Here is a 23,318-nt window from a genome sequence, read left to right on the forward strand (position 1 = left end):
AGAGACGCTATTTTAACAAAAACCTCTTATCAGGTGTCCTAAATTAGTTGACCACTACAGACCAGCAATGAAAAAACAGATGACCACATTGCTTATGAAGCAAAAGTCCGTGCAGAGATAGAAGCATGGAAGAACCCCGATAAAGGGATTTTGGATAAGACGTTAGCAGTGCTTAATACCCCTGTGATAGCAGCTGGTGATGCATTGATGGAAGCTCCACAATTTGGCGATTCTCTAAAAAAAGCAACTGAGGAAACGATTACTGCTTTAAGTGATGCAGCCAACTGGACATTGGACACTCAAGGCATTATCGATAACTATCAAGAGACAGCAGATATTAATGACTCCTCTATTAAAACGCTGTCTGACATTAAACGTCTACCCATTGCTGTTGTAGATAAACAAGTTAAGCTTTTCAAAAGCAAATATGTAGCGCTAACCAGTGCGCAAGGGGTGACTACAGGGGTTGTGGGCTGGGCAGGTATCCCTGCTGACGTCGTTGGGCTTATTACAGCCAACCTACGTGCGATTGGAGAATATGCAACGTACTATGGCTTTGATATCAATGATGAAGGCGAACAGTTATTTGCGATGTCTTTGTTGGCTGTAGCAACTTCTGCCTCTGTTGAGGAGTGTAAAGCGGCGTTAGATGACACTCAGGCGATGATTAAAGATCCAGAAACTCAAGCATTCAATCAGATTAATGAAGAAGTTATGTCTCGTGTACTGCGTCAGACAGTGACTAAAGTAGCCACTAACATCGTTAAGACAAAGGCGGCGCAAATCATTCCAGCGGTGGGTGCAGTAGTCGCAGGTGGTGTTAATGCTAGCTACACTGCCAATGTGTGTGAAGCTGCTTACCAGTGTTATCGTGAGCGCTTTTTAGATCGTCTCGCGTAAGATTTAGATGGCTCGTTAAGTCAGCGATAGTATCAAGATGTAAGCATATGCCGAAACGTTAAACTGATTCGCCCAGCATCGACCGTCTTTGTCTTGGTGATCGTATGTTTCCAAAAGGTTTGTGTGTCACCATGCATCACAACGAGCTGACCAGACTCAAGATAAAGTTCAACTTTGTCTTGAGTTTTTTTATGCTTAAAAACAAATTTGCGTGTGGCACCAAGCGATAAGGAGGCGATGACTGGTTGCTGACCGAGCTCTTTTTCGTCATCAGCATGGTAGCCCATACCATCAGCGCCAGAAGGATAGTAATTAAGCAGGCAGGTATTAAAATTAGCAGTGACGCCAACCTCTACTAAAGCTTGCTCAATTTCCTGTTTCACGTGAAACACTTTATCTGTCCATGGAACGGTTTGCCGCACATGCCCCGAGTATTGATAATTGGCATCTTCGTCTCCCATCCAAACGATTTGCCGAGTGGTTATATGGGTCTTACCAAATAACGTCACGATATCTGATTGCCAAGGTAGCTCATTTAGTAGAGTGTGATAAAGGGCAGTGGCATCGTCGATAATCACGCCTAAATCATTCACCTTACCATCATAGGGTAGTAAGTTATCCGTGGGTGCAGGGGCAAAGAGGTCAGTCATAATTTAGTCGTTGTAAATCCTTATTTACTGCTTTGATAGTGCTCGTTGATAATTTGAGCGCATAGTTCAGGCGCTTCCATTGGCAATAGATGACCATAATCTGACAGCGAAATAAGACTGCTATCTGGGACAAATTTTTTCCATTGCTTGCGTACTTTGTCATTGATGAACAGGGTAGGCTTGCCTGTAATCAACGTGTAGGGACAGCGTAGTTTTTTAAGGGCAGCATCGATATGAGGTGCGCCAAAATAATTGGCCAGCTCTTGTTCTGGTGCAAACATAAGCGTATAGCTACCATCTGTGTTTTTGCTCAGGCTTTGTTCAGCAAATACTTGCAAGTGCTCATCGCTGATACGTTTATAAGCACGCTGCGCACGTAGGCTCTCGTAATAACTATGGGTACTTGGCCAAGTAGATTGCTTAGTTAAGGTGCTTTTGAAAGGCTCGCGGCTCAGTAGGACAGAGCGTGGCAAAAGGTTATATAAGGTGGCTTGGTGTTTGGTAAATGTGACTGGCTCGATCAAGTATAACTGTGAAAATAGCTCTGGACGTTTGGCAGCTGCCATCGCTGTAGCCGTAGCCCCTTGCGAATGACCAATACCTATGACAGGCTTATTTTGGGTCTTTTCTAAAAACTCAATCAGCATATCAGCATCTTGCTCGCGCGTCAGACGACGGCTCTGCGGCTTATCATACCAGTAGCCACGTAGGGCAAGTGAGCTGATATCAAACTCAGTGGCTAGCTTACTTAATAGCGGTGTATAAGTGCCAACGGTAAAACTATTACCACTATAAAAATGTGCTGGCGCGCGGGGAGTAGAGCTGAAATCTAACGGCTGATTAAACTGGCTAAGGTCATAATAGCGTGCCTGTTTTCCGCCAAGATTAATGCGGTTTGTGAATGCTTCCATAAAATAAACACTTCCTTGTGGCTTATTTTGAGTGATTTGTTTTTCGTAGCTTTGCTTTTTATGATTGAGCTGACTTAATGAATCCTAGTTATCTTCACCTAAGAAGCCACCGCTTTGACGCTGCCACAGTCGAGCGTAGACACCATTCAATGCCAATAGTTCATCATGACTACCTTGCTCGATGATACGGCCTTGATGCATAACGACCAGTCTATCCAATGCGGCAATAGTAGACAAGCGATGGGCAATAGCAATAACGGTCTTGCCGGTCATGATGTCATTTAAGCTTTCGGTAATAGCATATTCAATCTCAGAATCCAACGCACTGGTGGCTTCATCTAAAAGTAAAATCGGCGCATTTTTTAGCATAACACGTGAGATAGCAATACGCTGACGTTGACCGCCAGATAGTTTGACTCCGCGTTCACCCACTTGGGTATCAAGTCCTGTATTGCCTTTATCATCGTACAAATCTTTGATGAAATCCCATGCCTGAGCTTGTTTGGCAGCGATCATAATCTCTTCGTCAGTAGCATCAGGACGACCATAGGCGATATTTTCACGCACGGTGCGATGTAGCAATGACGTATCTTGAGTCACCATACCAATCTGTTGACGTAACGATTCTTGCGTGACCTCATCAATAGCTTGACCATCAATCAGAATCTTACCGCTATCGACATCAAAAAAGCGCAGTAACAGATTGACCAAGGTCGATTTACCAGCACCTGAACGCCCAACCAAACCAATCTTTTCACCCGGCTTAATATCTAAGTGGAAGTTGTCCAACAGTTTGATATATGAGTTAGGAGCGCGCTTAGCGATGCTAGTACCATCGACAGGCTCGCCAGTTTGTCCATTGTCTTCTTCGTCATTCTCATAACTGAAGTCAACATGATCGAACACGATACGCCCGTCTGTGACAGCTAGGGCTGGCGCGTCAGGTTTATCAATGATTGTCTGCGGTGCTGACAACGTACGCATACCATCTTGAACTGTACCGATACTCTCAAACAAACTGGCTGTCTGCCACATAATCCAACGCGTCAAACCATTTAGACGTAATGCCATCGCAGTCGCAGCAGCAATGGCACCAACACCAACTGCGCCTTGTTGCCACAAGTACAATCCAATACCTGCGGTACTACTGACCAAGATCACACTGATAAGATGGGTCGATACTTCTAAATAGCTAACCCAGCGCATCTGTGCATGTACCGTACCTAGAAACTGTCCCATGGCATTTTTGGCATAGCCTAGCTCACGACGCGAATGGCTAAATAGCTTAACAGTCATAATATTGGCATAAGCATCAGTGATTCGTCCTGTCATCAAGGCACGAGCATCTGCTTGCACAATCGCTGTCTCTTTGAGCTTAGGGATAAAGTACCAAATGGTGATGGCAACCAAGACCAGCCAAATGACAAAAGGAATGAGTAGTAAGCTGTCTAAATTAAACAAAATCACCCCTGAGGTGATAAAGTAGACAGAGACATACATAAACATATCGGTGACAGTCATCACGGTATCGCGTACTGCTAGGGCTGTCTGCATTACTTTAGCTGAGACGCGTCCCGAAAATTCATCTTGGTAGAACTGCATGGATTGCCCAAGCATGCGCTGATGAAAACGCCAGCGCATCTGCATGGGAAACACGCCTTGCAAGGTCTGAAAGTGGATAAACGATGACAAGGCAATCCACAACGGGCTTACTATCATGACAGCGAGCATGATGAGCAGCATATCGCCTTTTTCTACCCATAAGTTTTGCGGCGTATAAACGCCCAACCAATCGACGATATTACCTATCCAAGCAAACAGCATGGCCTCGTAGATACCGATACCAGCGGACAAAATCATAAAAATTAGTAGCCAGCCGCGTAAGCCATTGGTACATGCCCACAAAAACTTCAGCATGCCATCGCGAGGTGATGGCAATGGCATAGGTGTATCTGGAAAGGCGGGTAGGCGGTTTTCGAAAAAGCGAAATAAAGCATTCATAGGCAGTAATAAAACATCAATAGCAGTACGTCAAGATGAACGAGAGGACTCGTTATCTAGAATCTTTACTTTTGTGATTGGGATTAGGTGCTATTTTAGCAAAATTACTAATCATACCTGCATGCTAATTGTAATTTGCTTAAGAATAGCTGTGTCTTTAGTGCCTTAGTCACGACCATAATAAATAGATTGCTGTAGAAAAAATATTTTGTTACATTCTACATCTAAACTTATCCATGGTTTAAATATTGCTTTTATAAGTATGATTTCATTGCGAAAATCAGCTGATTAGCAGGCATTTTGTTTAATGGTTTTTATAAACATACGAACAGTAATAACTCAACATTGAAGTTCAAAAGGTAGCAGTGAATGATGTATTTAATAATAGCGGTGCTATGTAGCGTCGCTGTCTCAGTGCTTTTAAAAATATTGCGCCAGAAAAATATAGATATTCGTCAGACCATCGTAGCAGGCTATCCTGTGGCTTTTTTACTGACCTGGGTATTACTAAAACCTGATATAGGGGCCATACATGCGCTTGATAGCGCTTGGGGCATCATCATCGCGCTTGGGATACTATTACCTGCCGTATTTATCATTCTGGGACGGGCTATTGAAGCGGTGGGGATGGTAGCAACCGACGCGTCTCAGCGCTTATCACTTATCATTCCTATCGTAGCGGCTTTTTTGCTATTCGGTGAGGTGCTGACTGGTACACGTATACTTGGATTGGCGTTAGGATTTTTGGCATTAGGTGCACTTGTCTATCGACCACAGCATAACGATATTACTCGGCAAGCAAAGCATACGCCACTGTGGTTATTCGGGGTATGGGCAGGCTACGGCATTATTGATATTTTGTTCAAACAAGTTGCCAAACAAGGAGCAGCTTTTCCATTGACTCTACTGGTTAGCTTCGGGGTAGCAGGTGTATTGCTTCTAATCTATTTACTTGTCACAAGGGTACGTTGGCAAAAACAAGCGCTTATGACAGGCTTGCTGCTTGGTGCACTAAACATGGGAAATATCTACGCCTATGTACGGGCACACCAAGTGCTGCATGATTCTCCCAGTATTGTTTTCACTGGTATGAATGTCGGCGTTATTGCCGTAGCGACATTGATTGGCGTAGGAGTGTTTAAAGAGCAGCTAAACCGTATCAATATAATAGGGTTAGTATTGGCAGTCTGCTGTGTAGGGGTGCTGTTTTTGGCTTAGTGCACTCTGTCCAAAATATTGGCTTCATGATTTTTTAACTATATTGTCACTTATCCTATATAGGCATACAAATCATCCTATGATAAGGTTATCTACAAATAACACGGCTTGTATGGAATAAAAAAGCTTAGTTTATGATATTTAACTTAACCAATAAAAATAGGATGCAGGCTCAATGGAATACGATAAGCAATTACAGCGTATAAAAAATAGTTCGGGTTTTATTGCTGCGCTTGATCAAAGTGGTGGCAGCACACCAAAAGCGTTAGAGACTTATGGTGTCAGCAGTGATGCTTATGATAATGATGAGGCCATGTTTGATTTGGTTCATGAAATGCGTGCTCGTATCATGACGTGTGACTGTTTTGATAGTGAGCGTGTACTTGGTGCAATTTTATTTGAAGACACCATGGATCGCGAAGTCAATGACAAGTCGACGGCCAACTACCTATGGGAAGATAAAAATATCGTACCATTTTTAAAGGTAGACAAAGGTCTGGCTGAGCAAATGAGCGGCGTACAAGTTATGAAGCCGATTCCGAATCTAGATCTATTATTAGATAAAGCAAAAAACTATCCCGTATTCGGTACTAAGATGCGCTCAGTCATCCATGAGCCAAATGTCGACGGTATCGAGCTTGTGGTACAGCAGCAGTTCGATGTGGCTAAGCAGATTATTTCAAAAGGTCTGATGCCTATTGTCGAGCCAGAAGTCAATATTGATAGCACTCAAAAGCATGAGTGCGAGTTACTGTTGAAGGCAGATATCCTGCGCAATCTGGAACGCTTAAGTGAAAAACATCAAGTGATGCTTAAGCTGACCCTGCCAGAAGAGGCGGGGTTTTATCAGGAGCTGATTGATCATCCTAAAGTGCTCAAAGTAGTGGCGCTGTCTGGTGGTTATAGTCGTAGCGATGCTTGTGCCAAGCTCAAACAAAACCCAGGTATGATTGCGAGCTTCTCGCGTGCCTTTACCGAAGGTTTGAGTAAGCAACAAAGCGATAGCGAGTTTGCTGAAACCATCAATGCCTCAATTGAAGAGATTTATGAAGCGTCAAAAGTGTAAACGTAGTAAATAAAAATTCGCACATAAAGCATAAGTAAATAAGCCAAAAAAAGCCCTACTAGATAAGTGTGCAAATACTTAAATAGTAGGGCTTTTCTTATTTCAAAAGTATAGGTTATTAACTCTACACCTCTTTATATAACTGGCGTCCTTCGTTGTTATATTTTTTAGTCATCTCGGCCATGCCTTGGCGAATTTCCTCAGCAGTGGCTTCACCAACTTGTCCGACGAGCTCTGTATTTACTTCTTTGATTAGGTGACCGGCATCGGTTAAGTCGCCTGTTTGTGGCGTTACTTTTTGGTTAGCGGCCTCTTTATCCAGCCCTGCTGCATATTCACGCACGTTTTGAGTGATTTTCATTGAACAAAACTTAGGACCACACATGGAGCAAAAGTGTGCCGATTTGTGTGCGTCTTTTGGCAATGTCTCATCGTGATATTCACGTGCAGTATCAGGATCGAGCGCTAGATTGAACTGATCATCCCAGCGGAATTCGAAACGTGCTTTAGATAGCGCGTTGTCACGTGCCTGTGCTCCTGGATGACCTTTAGCAAGGTCAGCAGCGTGTGCAGCAATTTTATAAGTAATAATGCCGTCTTTAACGTCTTTTTTGTTTGGTAGACCTAAGTGTTCTTTTGGCGTGACATAGCACAGCATCGCTGTACCAAACCAACCAATCATTGCAGCTCCGATGGCGCTAGTGATGTGGTCATAGCCTGGGGCGATATCTGTGGTTAATGGCCCTAGAGTATAGAAAGGCGCGTCAGCACATAGCTCAAGCTGCAAGTCCATGTTTTCTTTAATGCGGTTCATCGCGACGTGTCCAGGGCCTTCGATCATCACCTGTACATCATGCTCCCATGCGACTTTGGTCAATTCACCAAGCGTACGTAGCTCACCGAACTGCGCTTCATCATTGGCATCTTGCAAGCAGCCAGGACGTAGGCCATCACCTAGACTAAATGCCACATCGTACTGTTTCATAATCTCGCAGATATCTTCGAAATGCGTGTATAAAAAGCTTTCTTTGTGATGGGCTAGACACCACTGCGCCATGATAGAACCACCACGTGAGACAATACCTGTCAGACGCTTTGCGGTGAGCGGTACATAGCGTAATAGTACGCCGGCGTGAATAGTAAAGTAATCGACTCCTTGCTCTGCTTGCTCAATCAACGTATCACGGAATATCTCCCACGTTAGGTCTTCAGCGACGCCATCGACTTTTTCTAGTGCTTGATAAATCGGTACCGTACCAATCGGTACAGGAGAGTTACGGATTAGCCATTCACGGGTTTCATGAATATGATTGCCCGTTGATAGATCCATAATAGTATCCGCACCCCAACGTGTTGCCCACGTCATTTTGGACACTTCTTCATCGATAGACGAACCCAGCGCTGAGTTACCGATATTGGCATTGATTTTCACCAAAAAGTTACGCCCGATGATCATCGGCTCAGATTCAGGGTGGTTGATGTTGTTTGGGATAATTGCGCGTCCAGCCGCCACTTCATCACGGACAAATTCAGGGGTGATGATTTGAGGCGTATTGGCACCGAAGCTCTCGCCATCATGTTGACGCATATCGGTCAGTTCATGCTGCTTTTGCGTTTCGCGTATGGCGATATATTCCATTTCAGGAGTGATGATGCCGCGACGCGCATAGTACATCTGTGTAACGTTCTGTCCTGCTTTGGCGCGGCGCGGTTTATCAATGTGAGCAAATCGTAAGTTAGCAGTGCTGATGTCACGAGCGCGCGCCAGACCATAAGCGCTAGACAATCCACTTAATTGTTCGGTATCACCGCGCTCATTTATCCAGCCTTCACGCAGCTTTGGCAAGCCTTTGGTCAAATCAATCTCAACGTTAGGATCGGTATAAACGCCAGAGGTGTCATAGACATAAAAGGGTGGGTTCTGTTCCCATTCTTTTTCAGAAACGCCTTGCACAGGGGTAGGGTCAAGCGTGATCTCGCGCATAGGTACTTGAATATCAGGGCGTGAGCCTTCGATATAAACTTTACGGGACGCAGGCAAAATACGGTGCAAGTCGCGCGCATCCTCTTCAAAGCGCACGTCTGTCTGATCGCGGTGAGCAGGGGTTTTTAGCGCATCTGCTTTTTTATCTGCTTTGACGTTGGTCGTGTCAGCAGCATTTGAGGCAAGCGTTGTGTTGTCGGCTGGGTTATGCGTTTGGGCTTTCGGTGCAATTGAGGTGGTGTCTGCAGTAGTCATATGCTGTCCTAGCGTGTTGGTTTTTTGAATAAAATCAACACCGCCAGTATCTGCGGGGGTAGCCATCCATCATCTAGACAAGTTTATATCATGAACCCACAACTTCGACCAAAAAATATCGTCGCGCATGGTGCTCATCAAATATTGGACGCAGCTTTATATCCTCTCTTCTTATCTGGCTATGCATCACGCATATTAAGACAGTAGTGACGATAAAAATGTATTTCTACGCGCCCTTTGTCATAAATAACAAAGTGCTTAAGACTTCCCTGCGTCGGTACTAACCGCATCAGGTTCGGCGGGTGATCTCTCAGCGAATGTATCAAGGCGACTACTTTAATAAAGTAATTTTAATAAAGTGAGCCAAAAATACACCGCACCCCGAGTCTGTCAGTGTTGTAAATCAGCCTCCATACTAACAAAATTCTGTACCAACGGCTAATGGTATTTGGATACAAATATTCCGTGTCAAACACACGGTTCAATATTTTCGTGAATAATTTTTCTGAGTGTTGATAGATGAGAGTGCTTAATACTGCTAGGTTGTAGACGAATTATTCAAATATTATGTAAAGCGAATGAAGGATTCTAGAAGTTGTCATTAAACTGTCATAAAGATTTGGCAAGATAACACGCATATCACAAGCAATGCTTTTTTATACCGTTGTTAAACTTCAGGAGTCCTACATGCGTTATTCGTTATTAGCAGTGGCCGTCAGTTGTACATTAATGCTTACGGCGTGTAATAAGTCAACAGATACGGCGGAGCCAACTGCTGATACTAGCAGTAGCGCTGTGACAACAGCTGAAACAACCTCTCAGACAGCATCTACTGCTACGTCAGATTTTAAATCTGCTGAAAATATCGCTATGAATATTACAGGTGCAGGTGCGTCGTTCCCGCAGCCTATCTATGCGAAATGGTCATATGACTATAATGCTGCGACTGGTGGCCAAGTCAACTATCAATCGATTGGCTCATCTGGTGGTATCAAACAAATCCAGTCAAAAACAGTAGATTTTGGTGCTTCTGATGCCCCAATGACGCCTGAAGAGTTAGACGAAGCAGGTCTGATTCAGTTCCCAACAGTCATCGGTGGTGTTGTACCAATCGTCAACATTGATGGCGTTGAGCCTGGTGCACTGAAGCTAGACGGTACGACTTTAGCTGATATCTATTTGGGTAAGATTAGCAACTGGAATGACCCTGCGATTAAGGCGATGAACCCAGATTTGACCTTGCCAGATGCCCCAATCACAACAGTATTCCGCTCAGATGGTTCAGGTACGACCTTCAACTTCACTGACTATCTTGCCAAGGTTTCACCAGACTGGAAAGACACTGTTGGCGTTGATAAAACCGTCAAATGGCCGACCTCTGCTACTGGTGCAGGCGGTAAAGGTAACGAAGGCGTTTCAAGCTACGTAAACCGCATGAAAAACTCTATCGGTTATGTTGAGTATGCTTACGCTAAGCAAAATAAAATGTCACATACTGCGCTGAAAAACGCAGCTGGTAACATCGTACAGCCATCTGCTGAGACGTTTGCTGCAGCAGGTGATATCGACTGGTCACAACAAGAAGGCTTTTATAAAGTCATCACCAACTCTGAAACTGACCAAGCATGGCCTATCGCTGCTGCGACCTTTATCTTGGTACATAAGCAACCAGAAAATCCTCAGCAAGTCGCTGGCGTGTTGAACTTCTTTGACTGGGCTTATACCCAAGGTGATGACAGCGCCATGGAACTAGACTACGTACCATTCTCTGACACGGCAGTAGCCTTGTTCAAAGAGAAGTGGAACGAAGTGAAAGGTAGCGATGGACAGCCTGTCTACAAGCCAGCTCAGTAATTTGTTTCTGCTAAATACTATTTAGTATCCTACAAGTTATCCTCTCGAATAACTATTCTCCGGTAGTTGTTTGAGAGGTTTTAACACAGCAAATTTGATGAATACATCTCGATAGATATGCTTACTCATACCGTTTAAGTTTGTTGTGTTAAGACCTGATATACATCTTTTTAATATTTCGATTCATCCCATTAAATGCTGAGACACTTATGACAGACTTAAGGTCCCAACTGGCTAAACAAAAACGTTACGACGCTTTATTTGTCAACTCTACTAAAGCGTTTGCCATACTCGTCCTCCTATCTTTAGGGGGCATTTTGGTGTCTCTAATTGTTGGAGCATGGCCGAGTATTCAAGAGTTTGGTTTGGGATTTTACACCAGCAATAACTGGGATACAGTCGCCAATGAATACGGGGCATTAGCGCCTATTTACGGTACTTTAGTCACGTCATTTATCGCTATTGTTATCGCGGTTCCAGTCAGTTTCGGTATTGCGATATTTTTAACCGAGATGTGCCCTAAGTTCCTCAAAAAACCACTTGGTATCGCCATTGAGTTGTTGGCTGGTATTCCATCTATCATTTACGGCATGTGGGGATTGTTCGTATTTGCGCCATTCTTTGGTGATCACATTCAGCCATGGTTTATTGAGCACGTCGGCCCTTTGCCTATTATTGGTAAGCTGTTTGCAGGTGCGCCTATGGGACTGGGTATGTTTACCGCTTCCCTAGTACTTGCCGTTATGATCATACCGTTCATCGCTGCCACCATGCGCGATGTTTTCTCTGTCGTACCCGATTTACTGAAAGAGTCAGCATATGGCATGGGCGCGACGACTTGGGAAGTCATGTTCAAAATTATCCTACCTTATACCAAAGCTGGTGTTGTTGGTGGCGTAATTTTGGGTCTGGGTCGAGCATTGGGTGAGACGATGGCAGTTACTTTCTTGATTGGCAATGCGTTTAATATCAGTCCAAGCCTATTCACTTCTGGTGTGACAATTACCTCGGCCTTGGCCAATGAGTTTGCTGAAGCGTCTAGTGAGCTGCATCTAGCGTCTTTACTACATCTAGGCTTAATCTTATTTGTCATCACCTTCATTGTGCTGTCTTTAGCAAAACTGATGCTCATGCGCATGGATCACAAAGCAGGTAATCGATAGATCTGTTACCGATTTATTGAACCTTGATAGATATTGATAGATATTGATAAAAGATATGGGAAATAAATATTATGCCTGCTAACAATGCGATCAATGCACCACTACCTACTAAGCCAAACGGCGCTACCCGCTACAATCAAAGCCTGTATAACAAGCGTCGTTTGACCAACAAGTTAGGTCTAGGCTTTGCCATGTCAGCGATGGTTTTTGGCCTGTTTTGGTTGTCATGGATTTTGGTGACTTTGTTTGTTGAAGGCTTCCAAGGCATGGTGCAGCTACCAATCTTTACTGCTGATACGCCGCCACCGATGAGTGCAGGCGGTTTACGCAATGCCATCGTTGGTTCGGTCATGTTGGCGTTTTCAGGATTGTTTATCGGTGCCCCTATTGGTCTTATGACAGGTATTTACTTATCTGAGTTTTCTAAAGGCAGTATGCTAGGCAAGGTCACACGCTTTTTAAATGATATTCTATTGTCGGCGCCATCGATTGTCATCGGTCTATTTATCTACGCACTGATGGTAAAAGGTCAAAGTTTCTCTGGTTGGGCGGGCGCGTTGGCATTGGCGCTGATTGTTATTCCAGTGGTCGTGCGTACGACAGAAAACATGCTGAATCTGGTACCGAATAGTCTACGCGAAGCAGCCTATGCGCTAGGTACTCCTAAATGGAAGTTGGTCACTCAAGTTACGGTAAAAGCTGCACGAGCTGGACTGACCACAGGTGTGCTACTGGCCTTTGCTCGAATCACTGGTGAGACAGCGCCGTTACTATTTACCGCACTTAACAATCAATACTTCAGTACAGATATGGGTCAGCCTATTGCTAACTTACCCAATACCATTTACCAGTTTGCGATGAGTCCTTATGACAACTGGCATACATTGGCTTGGGCGGCAGCATTACTTATCACCGCGTCTGTCCTAGTGTTGAATATATTGGCAAGATTTATCGGTGGTAGAGGTCAGCCCAAATAAGGGCTGAGAGCAGACCAGACTGTAGTACGCTACACGCTAAGCATTTACTTAAACTTATATGAAATTAATTGAGCTAGGTTGAAATATTATGAATGATGTCCTAAGCAACGTCCGTACGAACACGACTGCTGACAACTTTAATACGGCAACAGGCAGCCTATTAAATAGACCCATGTCTACTAGCGCCCAAGCTCAGCAACCAAACACTGCTGATTTTAATAAGCAAACGATTCAAGATATTCCTAAGAATATGCCTGCTGCAAAAATGGAAGTTCGAGATCTAAACTTCTATTACGATGACTTTCAGGCATTGAGAAACATCAATATCGATATCGCGGATAAAAAAGTGACCGCTTTTATTGGTCCTTCAGGTTGTGGCAAGTCTACGCTACTACGTACCTTTAACCGCATGTACGATCTATATCCAGGTATGCGTGCAGAGGGCAATATCAATCTAGATGGCAAAAACATCTTGGGTAAAGACATCGATGTGAACTTACTGCGTGCACAAGTTGGCATGGTTTTTCAAAAGCCGACGCCATTTCCGATGTCAATCTATGACAATGTCGCCTTTGGCGTACGACTGTATGAAAAATTAAGCAAAGACGAGCTGGATCATCGCGTCGAGTGGGCACTGAAAAAATCAGCGCTATGGCCAGAAGTGAAAGACAAGCTAAAAGCATCGGGATTGTCATTATCAGGTGGCCAGCAGCAGCGTCTGTGTATCGCACGTAGTGTGGCGACTAAGCCTGAAGTACTGTTGCTTGATGAGCCGACATCAGCACTGGATCCTATCTCGACGGGTGCTATCGAAGATTTGATCGAAGATCTGAAAAACGACTATACCATCGCTATCGTCACTCACAATATGCAGCAGGCAGCACGCGTATCTGACTACACGGTCTATATGTATTTGGGCGATATGATTGAGATGGGTGAGACCGATCAAATATTCACCAAGCCTACCCAAACCGCGACGGAAGACTATATTACAGGTCGTTATGGCTAACATTGATTGGGAATGAAATCGGTACAAGCAGACAAAGCTGATTAGCCATAAGCCGACTTTCTAACTTCATAGGCACACTGCGCTATTAAAATATAGATTCTAGGGAATACCTCTCATGCAAAGTGATAAGCATATCTCCAAAAGTTTTGACCAAGATCTTGATGAAGCCATCCGTTTATTTTTATACATGGGTGATAGCGCGGCCAACCAAGTGGCCAAAGCCATTCATGCTCTGATCGATAAAGATGAAACACTGGCGCAAGAAGTCATCGATATGGACTTCGATATCAATCGAATGGAAGTCGAACTCGACGAGCACATTTTATTATTGGTTGCCAAGCGCCAGCCAGCTGCCAGTGATTTGCGCTTAGTCATGTCGATTAGTAAAGGTGTGGTCGATTTGGAACGTATCGGCGATGAAGCGGTAAAAATTGCGCGAATGGCCAGTAAAATAGCGGCAGAAGGTAAATCAGCATACGGTTACGCTGAAGTTCAGCATCTGAGCAATCAAGTTCGTCTGATGCTAAACAACTCGCTAGAAGCTTTTAGTCAGTCGAATGCGGAGCAAGCGTTTGAAGTGATGCGTAATGATAGCGTGGTCAATACCGAATATCAGTCAGCCATTCGTGCCTTAATGACCTATATTATGGAAGACTCGCGCCACGTATCAAAAGTCATCAATATCATGTGGATATTACGATCGCTAGAGCGTATCGGTGACCATGCACAAAATGTCGCAGAGCTAGTGATTAACTATATCAGTGGACAAGACGTGCGTCATTCAGACTATGCCATGGTCAAAAAAGCGGTACAAGAAGCCAATAATCGCTTAGCTGCTCGTCAAGTTAGTACATTGTCAGCCAATGATCTTGAAACGTCAGATAGTGATGAAGGCTGCTAGGAATGACTGTGATCTTCACCTTATAATAAAAAAACGCGCTAAAGTAAGCGCGTTTTTTTATAACTACTAAATGTAGCTAGTAGAAAGCCAGTAAATACTAGCTTTCTGGTGTCCAGCCTTGTGCACGCTCATAGTCTTCGTTGTCTAAGAACTTATCACGCTGCTCTGTCAAAAACTTTTTGGCAGCAGGATCCATCATGCTTAGATGGTTTTCATTAATAAGCATTGTTTGATGCTCAAGCCACTCTTTCCACGCCTTTTCAGATACGGTCTCTTGCAGCTCTTGACCTTTTTTATTAGGGAAGGGTGGATGCGGCATTTTCGGTAAATCTTGCTTATATTTACGGCAAAACACGGTATTTGCTTGAGGGTTAAAAGTCTCAGTCATAAGGCATTCCTTATTCATTATATTAAGTGGTTAAATCAAATATCATATGAGTCTATGATAACGGTCTTGGTAGATTTAGCAAAGGGTACTAATGTATACCGTCAAGCCTCTATTCATTTGTTATACAGTCTCTGGTAGTTGGTGTATGACAAATATTATCCACGTTCAGCCTTTTTATTGAAATTTTCAAAGCTAGTGATATTTTGAAAATGACATTGGCTAAACCGGTAAAGGTCATAGGACAAATAAAAACACCCGCATAAGTAGCGGGTGTTAAATTTATATTAGCAGGTTAGCTTTTATTCAAAAGTACTGGTTAGGCAAAAGTTTTTAAGCGAGCACGGCCATTGATCACCGCTTGCTTGACTTGGTTTGGCGCAGTGCCACCTAAATGGTCACGAGCTGCTAATGAGCCTTCTAGCGTTAGATAGTCGAAGACGTCTTCACCGATAGCATCGCTAAATTGCTGTAGCTGTGCCAATGACAAATCACTTAGATCAACACCTTCTTTGATCCCTAAAGCGACGGCATGACCAACCACTTCGTGAGCATCACGGAAAGCGACACCGTTACGCACCAAATAATCAGCCAAATCAGTCGCTGTCGCATAGCCTTTCATCGTAGCAGCGCGCATGTTTTCTTTATTTGGCGTGATATTTGGTAGCATATCAGCGAACGCTAATAGCGAACCCGTTAAGGTATCGACGCAATCAAAGAGTGGCTCTTTGTCTTCTTGGTTGTCTTTGTTATAGGCAAGCGGCTGACTTTTCATTAGACTTAATAGCGTCATTAACTGCCCGAAGACACGGGCGGCTTTACCGCGAACCAACTCAGGTACATCAGGGTTTTTCTTTTGCGGCATGATAGAGGAGCCGGTACAAAAGCGATCTGGAATTTGCACAAAGTTAAATTGCGCGGACATCCAAAGAATAATCTCTTCGCTCATGCGTGACATGTGCATCATTAGAATAGAAGCTGCTGAGGTAAACTCAATGGCAAAGTCTCGGTCTGAAACCGCATCGAGTGAGTTTTGACAAATACCTTCAAAACCTAGCAGTTTGGCCGTAATCTTACGGTCGATGGGGAAGGTCGTACCCGCAAGGGCGGCGCTACCGAGCGGCATTTGATTGATACGGCGACGCGCGTCAACGAGGCGTTCGGTATCGCGGTATAACATCTCAAACCATGCCATTACGTGATGACCAAAGCTGACGGGCTGCGCGGTTTGCAAATGGGTAAAGCCTGGCATGATAGTATCAGTATGCTGCTCAGCCAAATCTAGCAAGCCGCTTTGTAAACGTACCAATAGGGCGATGATATTATCAGTTTCTTCACGTAGCCACAGGCGGATATCGGTGGCGACTTGATCGTTACGGCTACGACCTGTATGTAGCTTTTTGCCCACCGCACCGACGATATCTGTCAGGCGTGATTCAACGTTCATATGCACGTCTTCAAGCGCAATCGACCAGTTAAACTCACCGGCTTCAATCTCACGTAGTACTTGTTGTAGACCGTCAATAATAGTCGCAACGTCCTCGGCGCTCAAGATATCGCACTCTTTAAGCATGGTGGCATGCGCAATCGAGCCTTGAATATCGTGCCGCGCGAAGCGTTGGTCAAAACCAACCGAAGCGGTGAAGGCGGCAACGAAGCTATCCGTCGCTTCACTAAAGCGCCCGCCCCACATCTGTTGGCCTTGGCTGTTTTGTGGCGCTGCGTTTGTTATAGGGGCATCTGTGCTAAAATCAGTGGCAGATGAATTTTTATTTGAATCGGGATTACTAGGATTTGAAGAATTGGCGTTCATATCGGTCTAAGACAAGTCAAGAGAATAAGAGCTCAAGTATAGCAAATGATGAGGTTGCCTTACTAGCTGCGCGCTTAGAGTTTTTTATTCCCAAGCTCATGGATGTCATGAGACCTTGGCAGTGGCTGCTGTATATCTTTTTTTGGTCACTGTTTGTGACGGTGATTGAGCACCATGGTCTATCAGGCTGGTCTGATTTTATTATCAAGTTTTTTTCTCGCGTGATACAAAATGCACTGACAGTTATTCCCGCACTATATTTGGTCGATTATTTGCGTCCTGTCTTCAAAAACGCGAGCATTCCTAGTGTGAGTTTGCGTATTGTCATGCTAATGATGTTTTCTGCCACGGTCTCTATGGTGTTGGTGGTTTTGGTTATGATCAATCTAGGGTGGATGGAGTATAACCGTCAAGCTTTTGTCATTAATTTGCTTTTCAACACAGTGCTTACCGGTGGTTTTACTGCTGTGTTCTTATTGTATTTTTTGCGTAGCTACCGTGAGCTTAATGCGCTTAAGTTGTCCTTTGAATATAAATTGACTGCGCAAAACGATCTAATAAAAGCGCGTACGGCTCCACACTTTTTCTTCAATACTATCAATACACTCGTATCACTGATTGAGTCAAACCCGCCTAAAGCCGCTGACTTATTACAGCACGTCTCTGCATTGTTCCGTGCTAGTTTTAGTGGTACACGCGAGATTAGCTTTGAAGAAGAGGTCGATCTCTGTGAGCATTATTTGGCAATCGAATCTAGTCGTTTAGCAGACAAGCTCGAAGTCAATTGGACGTTACCTGAAGAAGATATCATGTATGACATGGTTATCACTGCACTAACGCTACAAAGCGTGCTAGAGAAAATACTGCTCAATGTGGTAGAGATGACGACAGAAACTATCTGCATTAATATCGAAGTCATGTGGGAACAACACCGAGTTAAAATCATGATTGATGTTGCGCTTCCCAAAAAGACATTAATTATCAATCATGATTTGCGCCAGCATATGAATTTCTATATTCAAGCTGATCGTTTGCGTGCCCATTTTGGTCAAAGTGCTGACATTCAAAGCTCGGTAGCCAGCACTCAAATTATCACCATCATCGACTATCCTCTACAAGACGTCGGTTTATAACCTACTGTTCTTTATTAGCTTTCTCCATTTTTTCAACTCTTAAAAGCCTATTTGGCATACTTATTGCATCGCCATGTATAGACGTCATAATTTATGTTTGATAAATAATGATTACGAATAAGTAATATCATAACTACCGTGAAACACAATTACACCATATAAAATCTACCGATAGCAGGAGTATATTGTCCGCTATAAAAACTGGTGGTTTTTGTCAGAATTTTATTAAATAATTTAGATTTTATATTCTAAGTGATTGATAATGAGTGCTAATATATCCGTAATATTATTAAATAAAATATTAAGTATGTCCTTGGATGGGAGTTTGCATGCGTATCGTAGTTTGTGATGATGAGCCCCTAGCGCGTGAGCGCTTGGTGAGAATTGTACAGGAGTCAGGCCATGAAGTCGTTGCTCAGGCCACAACAGGTGCAGAAGCCATCGTCGCTGTAAAAACCCAGCAGCCAGATATTATATTATTAGATATCCGAATGCCTGAAATGGACGGCGTACGCTGTGCTCAAGAACTTGCCAAACTTGAGCATCCACCAGCGATTATATTTGTGACGGCATACGATCATTATGCGATCGCAGCATTAAAAGCCAATGCAATTGGCTATTTGCTGAAACCTGCAAACAAAGATGAGCTACTAGAGGCATTAAACAAAGCAAAGAACCTAAATGCCGCTCAACTAAACGAAATTCGCAAGCTTGAAGACCCGATAGCACGTCCGATACGTGAACATATCGCTGCTCGTACGCATCGCGGTGTTGAACTGATTAAGCTAAAAGATATCTACTATTTTGCAGCAGATCAAAAATACGTCAAAGTGCGTCACAAAGATGGCATGGTATTGATTGATGAAACGCTAAAAGAATTAGAGCAAGAGTTTGATGATCGTCTGTTCCGAGTACATCGCAATGCCATCATCAACCTTAGTTATTTGGACTTTTTAGAAACTCTAGATGCAGGCCAGTATCAGATACGTTTTAAAGGTATTGATGAGACGCTAGCGGTCAGTCGTCGTCACTTACCTGCCTTACGTGATAAAATCCAAAGCATGTGATAGGCTGTCCTGATAGCGACCAATCATTCCATATCATCAAACCCTTATTTATGCTTAAATAGGGGTATTTTTTTGCGTCAGCATCTACTATTAATCATTTGAGTCGCCTATGCTTTGGCAAATTTACCCTATCGAGTAATATCGATATTATTCAGTATAAATACGAATAGTACTGACATAGGGACTATAGCCACTATAGTATTAGTATCGAACTTATTGAGGCCCTTTATGAGCAATTCGCAGCAACCTGTTTTGACTACTCTAAATATCGCTACACGTCAAAGTCCTTTAGCCCTATGGCAGGCTGAGCATATTCGTGATCGTTTATTGGCGTTGTATCCTAATCTGACGATTAATTTACTAAAAATTGTCACTAAAGGTGACAAGATTTTGGACACACCTTTGGCCAAAATCGGAGGCAAAGGGTTGTTTGTAAAAGAGCTTGAGCAAGCGCTGTATGACAAACAAGCCGATATTGCAGTGCACTCGCTAAAAGATGTACCGATGCAGCTTCCTGAAGGCCTAACATTAGGTGTCTATTGCAAACGTGCTTCACCAACGGATGCTTTTGTGTCTAATACTTATAATAGTATCGACGAGTTACCACAGGGTTCGGTCGTTGGGACGTCAAGTTTACGTCGTCAATGCCAGATCAAAGCCTATCGACCTGACCTACAAATCAAAACCTTGCGCGGCAACGTCGGCACTCGTTTGGGCAAGTTAGATGCTGGCGAGTATGATGCCATTATTCTGGCAACGAGCGGCTTGCAACGTATTGAGCTGGACGAGAGAATACGCGGTGAGCTTGATATTGCAGCTTGCTTGCCTGCCGTTGGACAAGGCGCTTTGGCGATTGAGTGCCGTGAAGGTGATGATGAAGTGCTCAAGCTGTTAGCACCGCTCAATGATGATAAAGCTCGTATTCGACTTATCGCTGAGCGCGCCCTGAACCGTCATCTAGAGGGCGGTTGCCAAGTACCGATCGCCGCTTATGCAGTTCTGCAGACAGCTGAAGAAACCAGTGTTAATAATGATAACAATGGCGATAACGGCAATAACGACAGCGGTAATATGTTGTGGCTACGCGGTCGAGTGGGTCAGGCTGATGGTAGCGAATTGTTGAAGGCAGACAAACGAGCTACGTTGGTTGGGACACAAGCTGAGCAAGAAGCCCAAGCCAATCAACTGGGTATCGATGTCGCAGAAATGCTACTTGCCGATGGTGCAGGCGCTATTTTGTCAGCCATTTATCAGCCTGAGTAGTACAAAGTACAGTCGCTATAGGTTGGATTAACCTTAAAATAGGCTTATATAAGCATCAGCCATTTTTGTAGGCTTAAGCCTTTTTCACTCATTTTTTGTCATGGTATACCTATGTCATCAGTGCCAACTCAATCTACATACATAACTTCTCATAAGAATCATTCTAATGAGAAGTCAAAAGTAATGCCGCAAATTGTCATCAATACTCGCCCAGTAGAGCGAGCAGCATCGTTGACTCAGCATTTGCAAGCGGCAGGATTGGTAGTGGTTGATATGCCAATGTTGACGCTACGACCACGTCCAACAACTGATCTAGATATTGCATTAATGCGTCAGTGGATGGCGGGGGAGTACAAAGCGCTTGTTATCGTCAGTCCAACTGCGGCAGCTTCAGGGCTAGTCGCTTGGCAGTCACTTGAAAATGAATTTAAAGAGTGCGAATACAAAACGACAGACAGTTATGCGCAGAGATTGTCAGAAGGTTTATCATTACCTAGTCCTCTGGTTGCGGTTGGTGAAGCAACAGCGGCAGAGTTCAGTCAGGTGCGTATAGATACAACAAGCTATCAAATACTTCAGCCTGAGACGGCCAATAATGAAGGCATGCTAGCAATGCCTGAAATCGATAGCTTACAAGCAGGCGATAAATTACTGATATGGCGCGGGCTTGGTGGTCGACGATTATTGGTTGATACATTGCAGGCGCGCGGTGTACATATCGATAGTATTGCTTGGTACGAGCGTACGATGCCTATCGATGCAATAGCTGAGTATCAGCAGTGGCAACAAGCGTTTCTTACTCATAGTACTGCTTCACCACAGCAGCCAAAGCCAACTGTCGTGATCAGCAGTGCGGCGGCTTTTGAGCATTGGTCAAGTATCGTCAATGACGAGCAATCGAAGACGTTAAAAAAAGAGCAAAATTCTGATGCAGTGGCTGATATAGAACAGCGGCTTTCGCTTACGCTAAAAGATTTTTCTTACGTTGTGTTGGGTGAGCGTCTTGCCAATATGGTTGCCGCACAGCAGTTGAGTTACTGGCGAGTAGAGGATTTGTCGCCAGATACGATTCTCTCAGCCATTTATTCTAAAATATAATACCTAAAACTTCTCATTTGCTTTAAACATGTTTATCTATACCAATAACGGTACTGCCTTATGTCAATGAATTCTGAGTCCTTATCTAAGGATCTTTCTACTGTTCAGCAGCGCCGGCAAGCAAATATTTTGCTGCTACGGATGCAATGGCTGGTTATCTTATTACTGATCGCTGCATTATTGTGGTTATATATTAGTCAGCAGCGCTTTCAGCATAGTGTCAACGATCGTTTGCAGAGCAATGAGCAAGTAATCAGTCGACTAAACGAAATGGACGATCGTCTATTTGCTATGAGTCAGCAGACGCTGCCAGAACCTAGAGTTAAAGCCAGTAGCCAAGCTCAGAATCAGTTGGACCTATTGCGTATCCAAATCAAAGCTGCTGATAGACTGTTGGCGGATAGCAATGACAGTGCCGCGATTGAGCTATTGTGGGGTTTACATTGGCAGTTATCGCAAAGCAGTAATGAGATTGCGCCTGCGTTAACCATCGTTATCAAGCAAAGTTTGCTAAAAGATATTGAGCGTCTGCAAGCACAAAGCTCGCAGCCAAGCCCGTGGCAAATACAAAATCTTGCGATTCAGAACATTCAGGAATTTTTGCACAGTCATGAGCGTCTTGGCAGTTATGAAGGTACGGATCTACAGCGTCGAGAGCTGGTAGATGCAGCTATTGAAAATAAACAGCAGCCTAAAGCAACCAATGCCACTGATACTTCAGCGACTAGTGATACAAATTTAACGCGTCGTCAGCTCACTATTCATGAAGTCATCATGACGTTGAATTTAGCAAGCCAAGCCAGCAATATGCGTAAGCAAGATCAACTGGTCAGCTATTTGACGCAGGCACGCAAACAGTTAAAAACGTTGGTACCTAAAGCTTCAACTAGCGACAATAAAAAGTCAGCACAAGCTGGTGCGATTGGCATTGTACAAGCAGATAAAAAACGAATCGATGGTCAAAGTAATCTTGAGACAATGAAAGCACCAAGTGACATACCAGAAGTAATTGTATGGCTAAATCAGTTGATTGCTCATGCACCCAAACCAACGCCATTATTGACGACAGAAATCTTAGACAAGCCGCAACGCTAAAGAGAGTTAGTCACAATAGTTAATACAGAAAATATAAAATGTAAGGTAAGTAATGACCCATTCTAATGAAAAGTCAGCATCTATATCTGACGCAGCAAACGATCACCGCCCCGAATTACTAGCTCATTATCCTGTTATTCATCATCAGCCGATACAGTGGGGAGAGATGGATGCCTTCAATCACCTGAACAATGTGGTTTACTATCGTTACGCTGAGTCAGCACGCATTAGTTATTTGCATGCGCTAGGTATGTTTGATGGCAGTATGGTCACCGTTTTAGCTCAGTCTAGCTGCCAGTATTTACGTCCAGTCACCTATCCTGATACATTATTATTAGGGGTTCGTTGTAAGCGTTTGGGCAATACAAGTATGACGATGGAATATAGTTACTATAGTACCGCGCAAGAGAAAATTGTAGCTACGGCAGAGGCTGTGGTAGTACGTCTGGATAGGGATGGAAAAGGTAAGTTGCCATGGACAGCAGCAGAGCGTCAACAGCTGCTAGCACTGGAAGCCAAGTTTGGTCATACGCCTGAGCTTTAGGGCATGTTCTATATGAACCGATTGTTCATTT

The 23,318-nt window shown here is 43.8% G+C and carries 20 protein-coding genes and 1 riboswitch; of the genes, 14 read left to right on the forward strand and 6 right to left on the reverse strand.

The features are described 5' to 3' along the window. Positions 1–87: 87 nt before the first annotated feature. Positions 88–900, forward strand: a complete 813-nt coding sequence (locus FQV37_RS03945) for an EcsC family protein (RefSeq protein ID WP_160021455.1) — start codon at positions 88–90, stop codon at positions 898–900. A 32-nt stretch (positions 901–932) separates the two neighbouring features. Here FQV37_RS03945 and FQV37_RS03950 read toward each other — a convergent pair whose 3' ends face one another. The 3 genes from FQV37_RS03950 to FQV37_RS03960 all read right to left on the reverse strand — a co-directional run bounded on the left by FQV37_RS03950 (position 933) and on the right by FQV37_RS03960 (position 4,462). Beyond that, positions 933–1,550: an alpha-ketoglutarate-dependent dioxygenase AlkB family protein gene (locus FQV37_RS03950; protein WP_160021386.1), complete on the reverse strand. Its 618-nt coding sequence runs from the start codon at positions 1,548–1,550 to the stop codon at positions 933–935. A 20-nt stretch (positions 1,551–1,570) separates the two neighbouring features. Beyond that, positions 1,571–2,461, reverse strand: coding sequence for an alpha/beta fold hydrolase (locus FQV37_RS03955; RefSeq protein WP_102092667.1), 891 nt, complete (start codon positions 2,459–2,461; stop codon positions 1,571–1,573). Between the two features lie 84 nt (positions 2,462–2,545). Next, the gene (locus tag FQV37_RS03960; RefSeq protein ID WP_160021387.1) at positions 2,546–4,462 is read right to left on the reverse strand and encodes an ABC transporter ATP-binding protein; all 1,917 of its coding nucleotides are present in this window, start codon (positions 4,460–4,462) and stop codon (positions 2,546–2,548) included. 369 nt (positions 4,463–4,831) lie between these two features. Between FQV37_RS03960 and FQV37_RS03965 the strand changes: the two genes are divergently transcribed. Together FQV37_RS03965 and FQV37_RS03970 are read left to right on the forward strand one after the other, a co-directional pair. Next, positions 4,832–5,680, forward strand: coding sequence for an EamA/RhaT family transporter (locus tag FQV37_RS03965; RefSeq protein WP_160021388.1), 849 nt, complete (start codon positions 4,832–4,834; stop codon positions 5,678–5,680). 175 nt (positions 5,681–5,855) lie between these two features. Continuing rightward, the gene (locus FQV37_RS03970; protein WP_160021389.1) at positions 5,856–6,746 is read left to right on the forward strand and encodes a fructose bisphosphate aldolase; all 891 of its coding nucleotides are present in this window, start codon (positions 5,856–5,858) and stop codon (positions 6,744–6,746) included. 124 nt (positions 6,747–6,870) lie between these two features. Here FQV37_RS03970 and thiC read toward each other — a convergent pair whose 3' ends face one another. Beyond that, positions 6,871–8,985 carry a phosphomethylpyrimidine synthase ThiC gene (gene thiC, locus FQV37_RS03975; RefSeq protein WP_240990942.1) on the reverse strand — a complete coding sequence of 705 codons (2,115 nt, stop codon included), beginning with the start codon at positions 8,983–8,985 and terminating at the stop codon, positions 6,871–6,873. A gap of 249 nt (positions 8,986–9,234) precedes the next feature. Further along, positions 9,235–9,379, reverse strand: a riboswitch (TPP riboswitch). A 293-nt stretch (positions 9,380–9,672) separates the two neighbouring features. On the opposite strand from thiC, the gene pstS reads away from it, so the two are divergent. The 5 genes from pstS (at position 9,673) to phoU (ending at position 14,889) form a co-directional block, all read left to right on the forward strand. Further along, positions 9,673–10,839 carry a phosphate ABC transporter substrate-binding protein PstS gene (gene pstS / locus FQV37_RS03980; protein ID WP_160021390.1) on the forward strand — a complete coding sequence of 389 codons (1,167 nt, stop codon included), beginning with the start codon at positions 9,673–9,675 and terminating at the stop codon, positions 10,837–10,839. 209 nt (positions 10,840–11,048) lie between these two features. Then, positions 11,049–12,002, forward strand: a complete 954-nt coding sequence (gene pstC / locus FQV37_RS03985) for a phosphate ABC transporter permease subunit PstC (RefSeq protein ID WP_160021391.1) — start codon at positions 11,049–11,051, stop codon at positions 12,000–12,002. Positions 12,003–12,073: 71 nt separating this feature from the next. After that, on the forward strand, positions 12,074–12,979 hold the full coding sequence (gene pstA, locus FQV37_RS03990) for a phosphate ABC transporter permease PstA (protein ID WP_102078265.1): 906 nt from the start codon (positions 12,074–12,076) through the stop codon (positions 12,977–12,979). Between the two features lie 172 nt (positions 12,980–13,151). Then, entirely contained in the window at positions 13,152–13,988 is an 837-nt protein-coding gene (gene pstB / locus FQV37_RS03995; RefSeq protein ID WP_134292392.1) for a phosphate ABC transporter ATP-binding protein PstB, read from the forward strand. 115 nt (positions 13,989–14,103) lie between these two features. After that, positions 14,104–14,889, forward strand: a complete 786-nt coding sequence (gene phoU, locus FQV37_RS04000; protein WP_134292272.1) for a phosphate signaling complex protein PhoU — start codon at positions 14,104–14,106, stop codon at positions 14,887–14,889. 97 nt (positions 14,890–14,986) lie between these two features. Here phoU and FQV37_RS04005 read toward each other — a convergent pair whose 3' ends face one another. Continuing rightward, entirely contained in the window at positions 14,987–15,277 is a 291-nt protein-coding gene (locus FQV37_RS04005; RefSeq protein ID WP_057757820.1) for an oxidative damage protection protein, read from the reverse strand. Between the two features lie 316 nt (positions 15,278–15,593). Then, positions 15,594–16,967, reverse strand: a complete 1,374-nt coding sequence (gene argH, locus FQV37_RS04010) for an argininosuccinate lyase (protein WP_134292393.1) — start codon at positions 16,965–16,967, stop codon at positions 15,594–15,596. A gap of 227 nt (positions 16,968–17,194) precedes the next feature. Between argH and FQV37_RS04015 the strand changes: the two genes are divergently transcribed. The 6 genes from FQV37_RS04015 to FQV37_RS04040 all read left to right on the forward strand — a co-directional run bounded on the left by FQV37_RS04015 (position 17,195) and on the right by FQV37_RS04040 (position 23,287). Further along, positions 17,195–18,220, forward strand: a complete 1,026-nt coding sequence (locus FQV37_RS04015) for a histidine kinase (RefSeq protein WP_227543656.1) — start codon at positions 17,195–17,197, stop codon at positions 18,218–18,220. A gap of 329 nt (positions 18,221–18,549) precedes the next feature. Next, positions 18,550–19,287 carry a LytR/AlgR family response regulator transcription factor gene (locus tag FQV37_RS04020; RefSeq protein WP_134292274.1) on the forward strand — a complete coding sequence of 246 codons (738 nt, stop codon included), beginning with the start codon at positions 18,550–18,552 and terminating at the stop codon, positions 19,285–19,287. 228 nt (positions 19,288–19,515) lie between these two features. Then, entirely contained in the window at positions 19,516–20,550 is a 1,035-nt protein-coding gene (gene hemC, locus FQV37_RS04025) for a hydroxymethylbilane synthase (RefSeq protein WP_160021392.1), read from the forward strand. A gap of 183 nt (positions 20,551–20,733) precedes the next feature. Beyond that, positions 20,734–21,648, forward strand: coding sequence for a uroporphyrinogen-III synthase (locus FQV37_RS04030; RefSeq protein WP_420876975.1), 915 nt, complete (start codon positions 20,734–20,736; stop codon positions 21,646–21,648). Between the two features lie 60 nt (positions 21,649–21,708). Then, a complete protein-coding gene (locus FQV37_RS04035; RefSeq protein WP_160021394.1) occupies positions 21,709–22,743 on the forward strand; it encodes a hypothetical protein in 1,035 nt (344 codons plus the stop codon). Positions 22,744–22,795: 52 nt separating this feature from the next. Beyond that, positions 22,796–23,287 (forward strand): acyl-CoA thioesterase, encoded by a 492-nt coding sequence (locus FQV37_RS04040; RefSeq protein WP_160021395.1) that lies wholly within the window; start codon positions 22,796–22,798, stop codon positions 23,285–23,287. Positions 23,288–23,318: the final 31 nt, after the last annotated feature.

Source organism: Psychrobacter nivimaris (assembly GCF_009812035.1).
In the GTDB taxonomy this organism is placed as follows: domain Bacteria; phylum Pseudomonadota; class Gammaproteobacteria; order Pseudomonadales; family Moraxellaceae; genus Psychrobacter; species Psychrobacter nivimaris.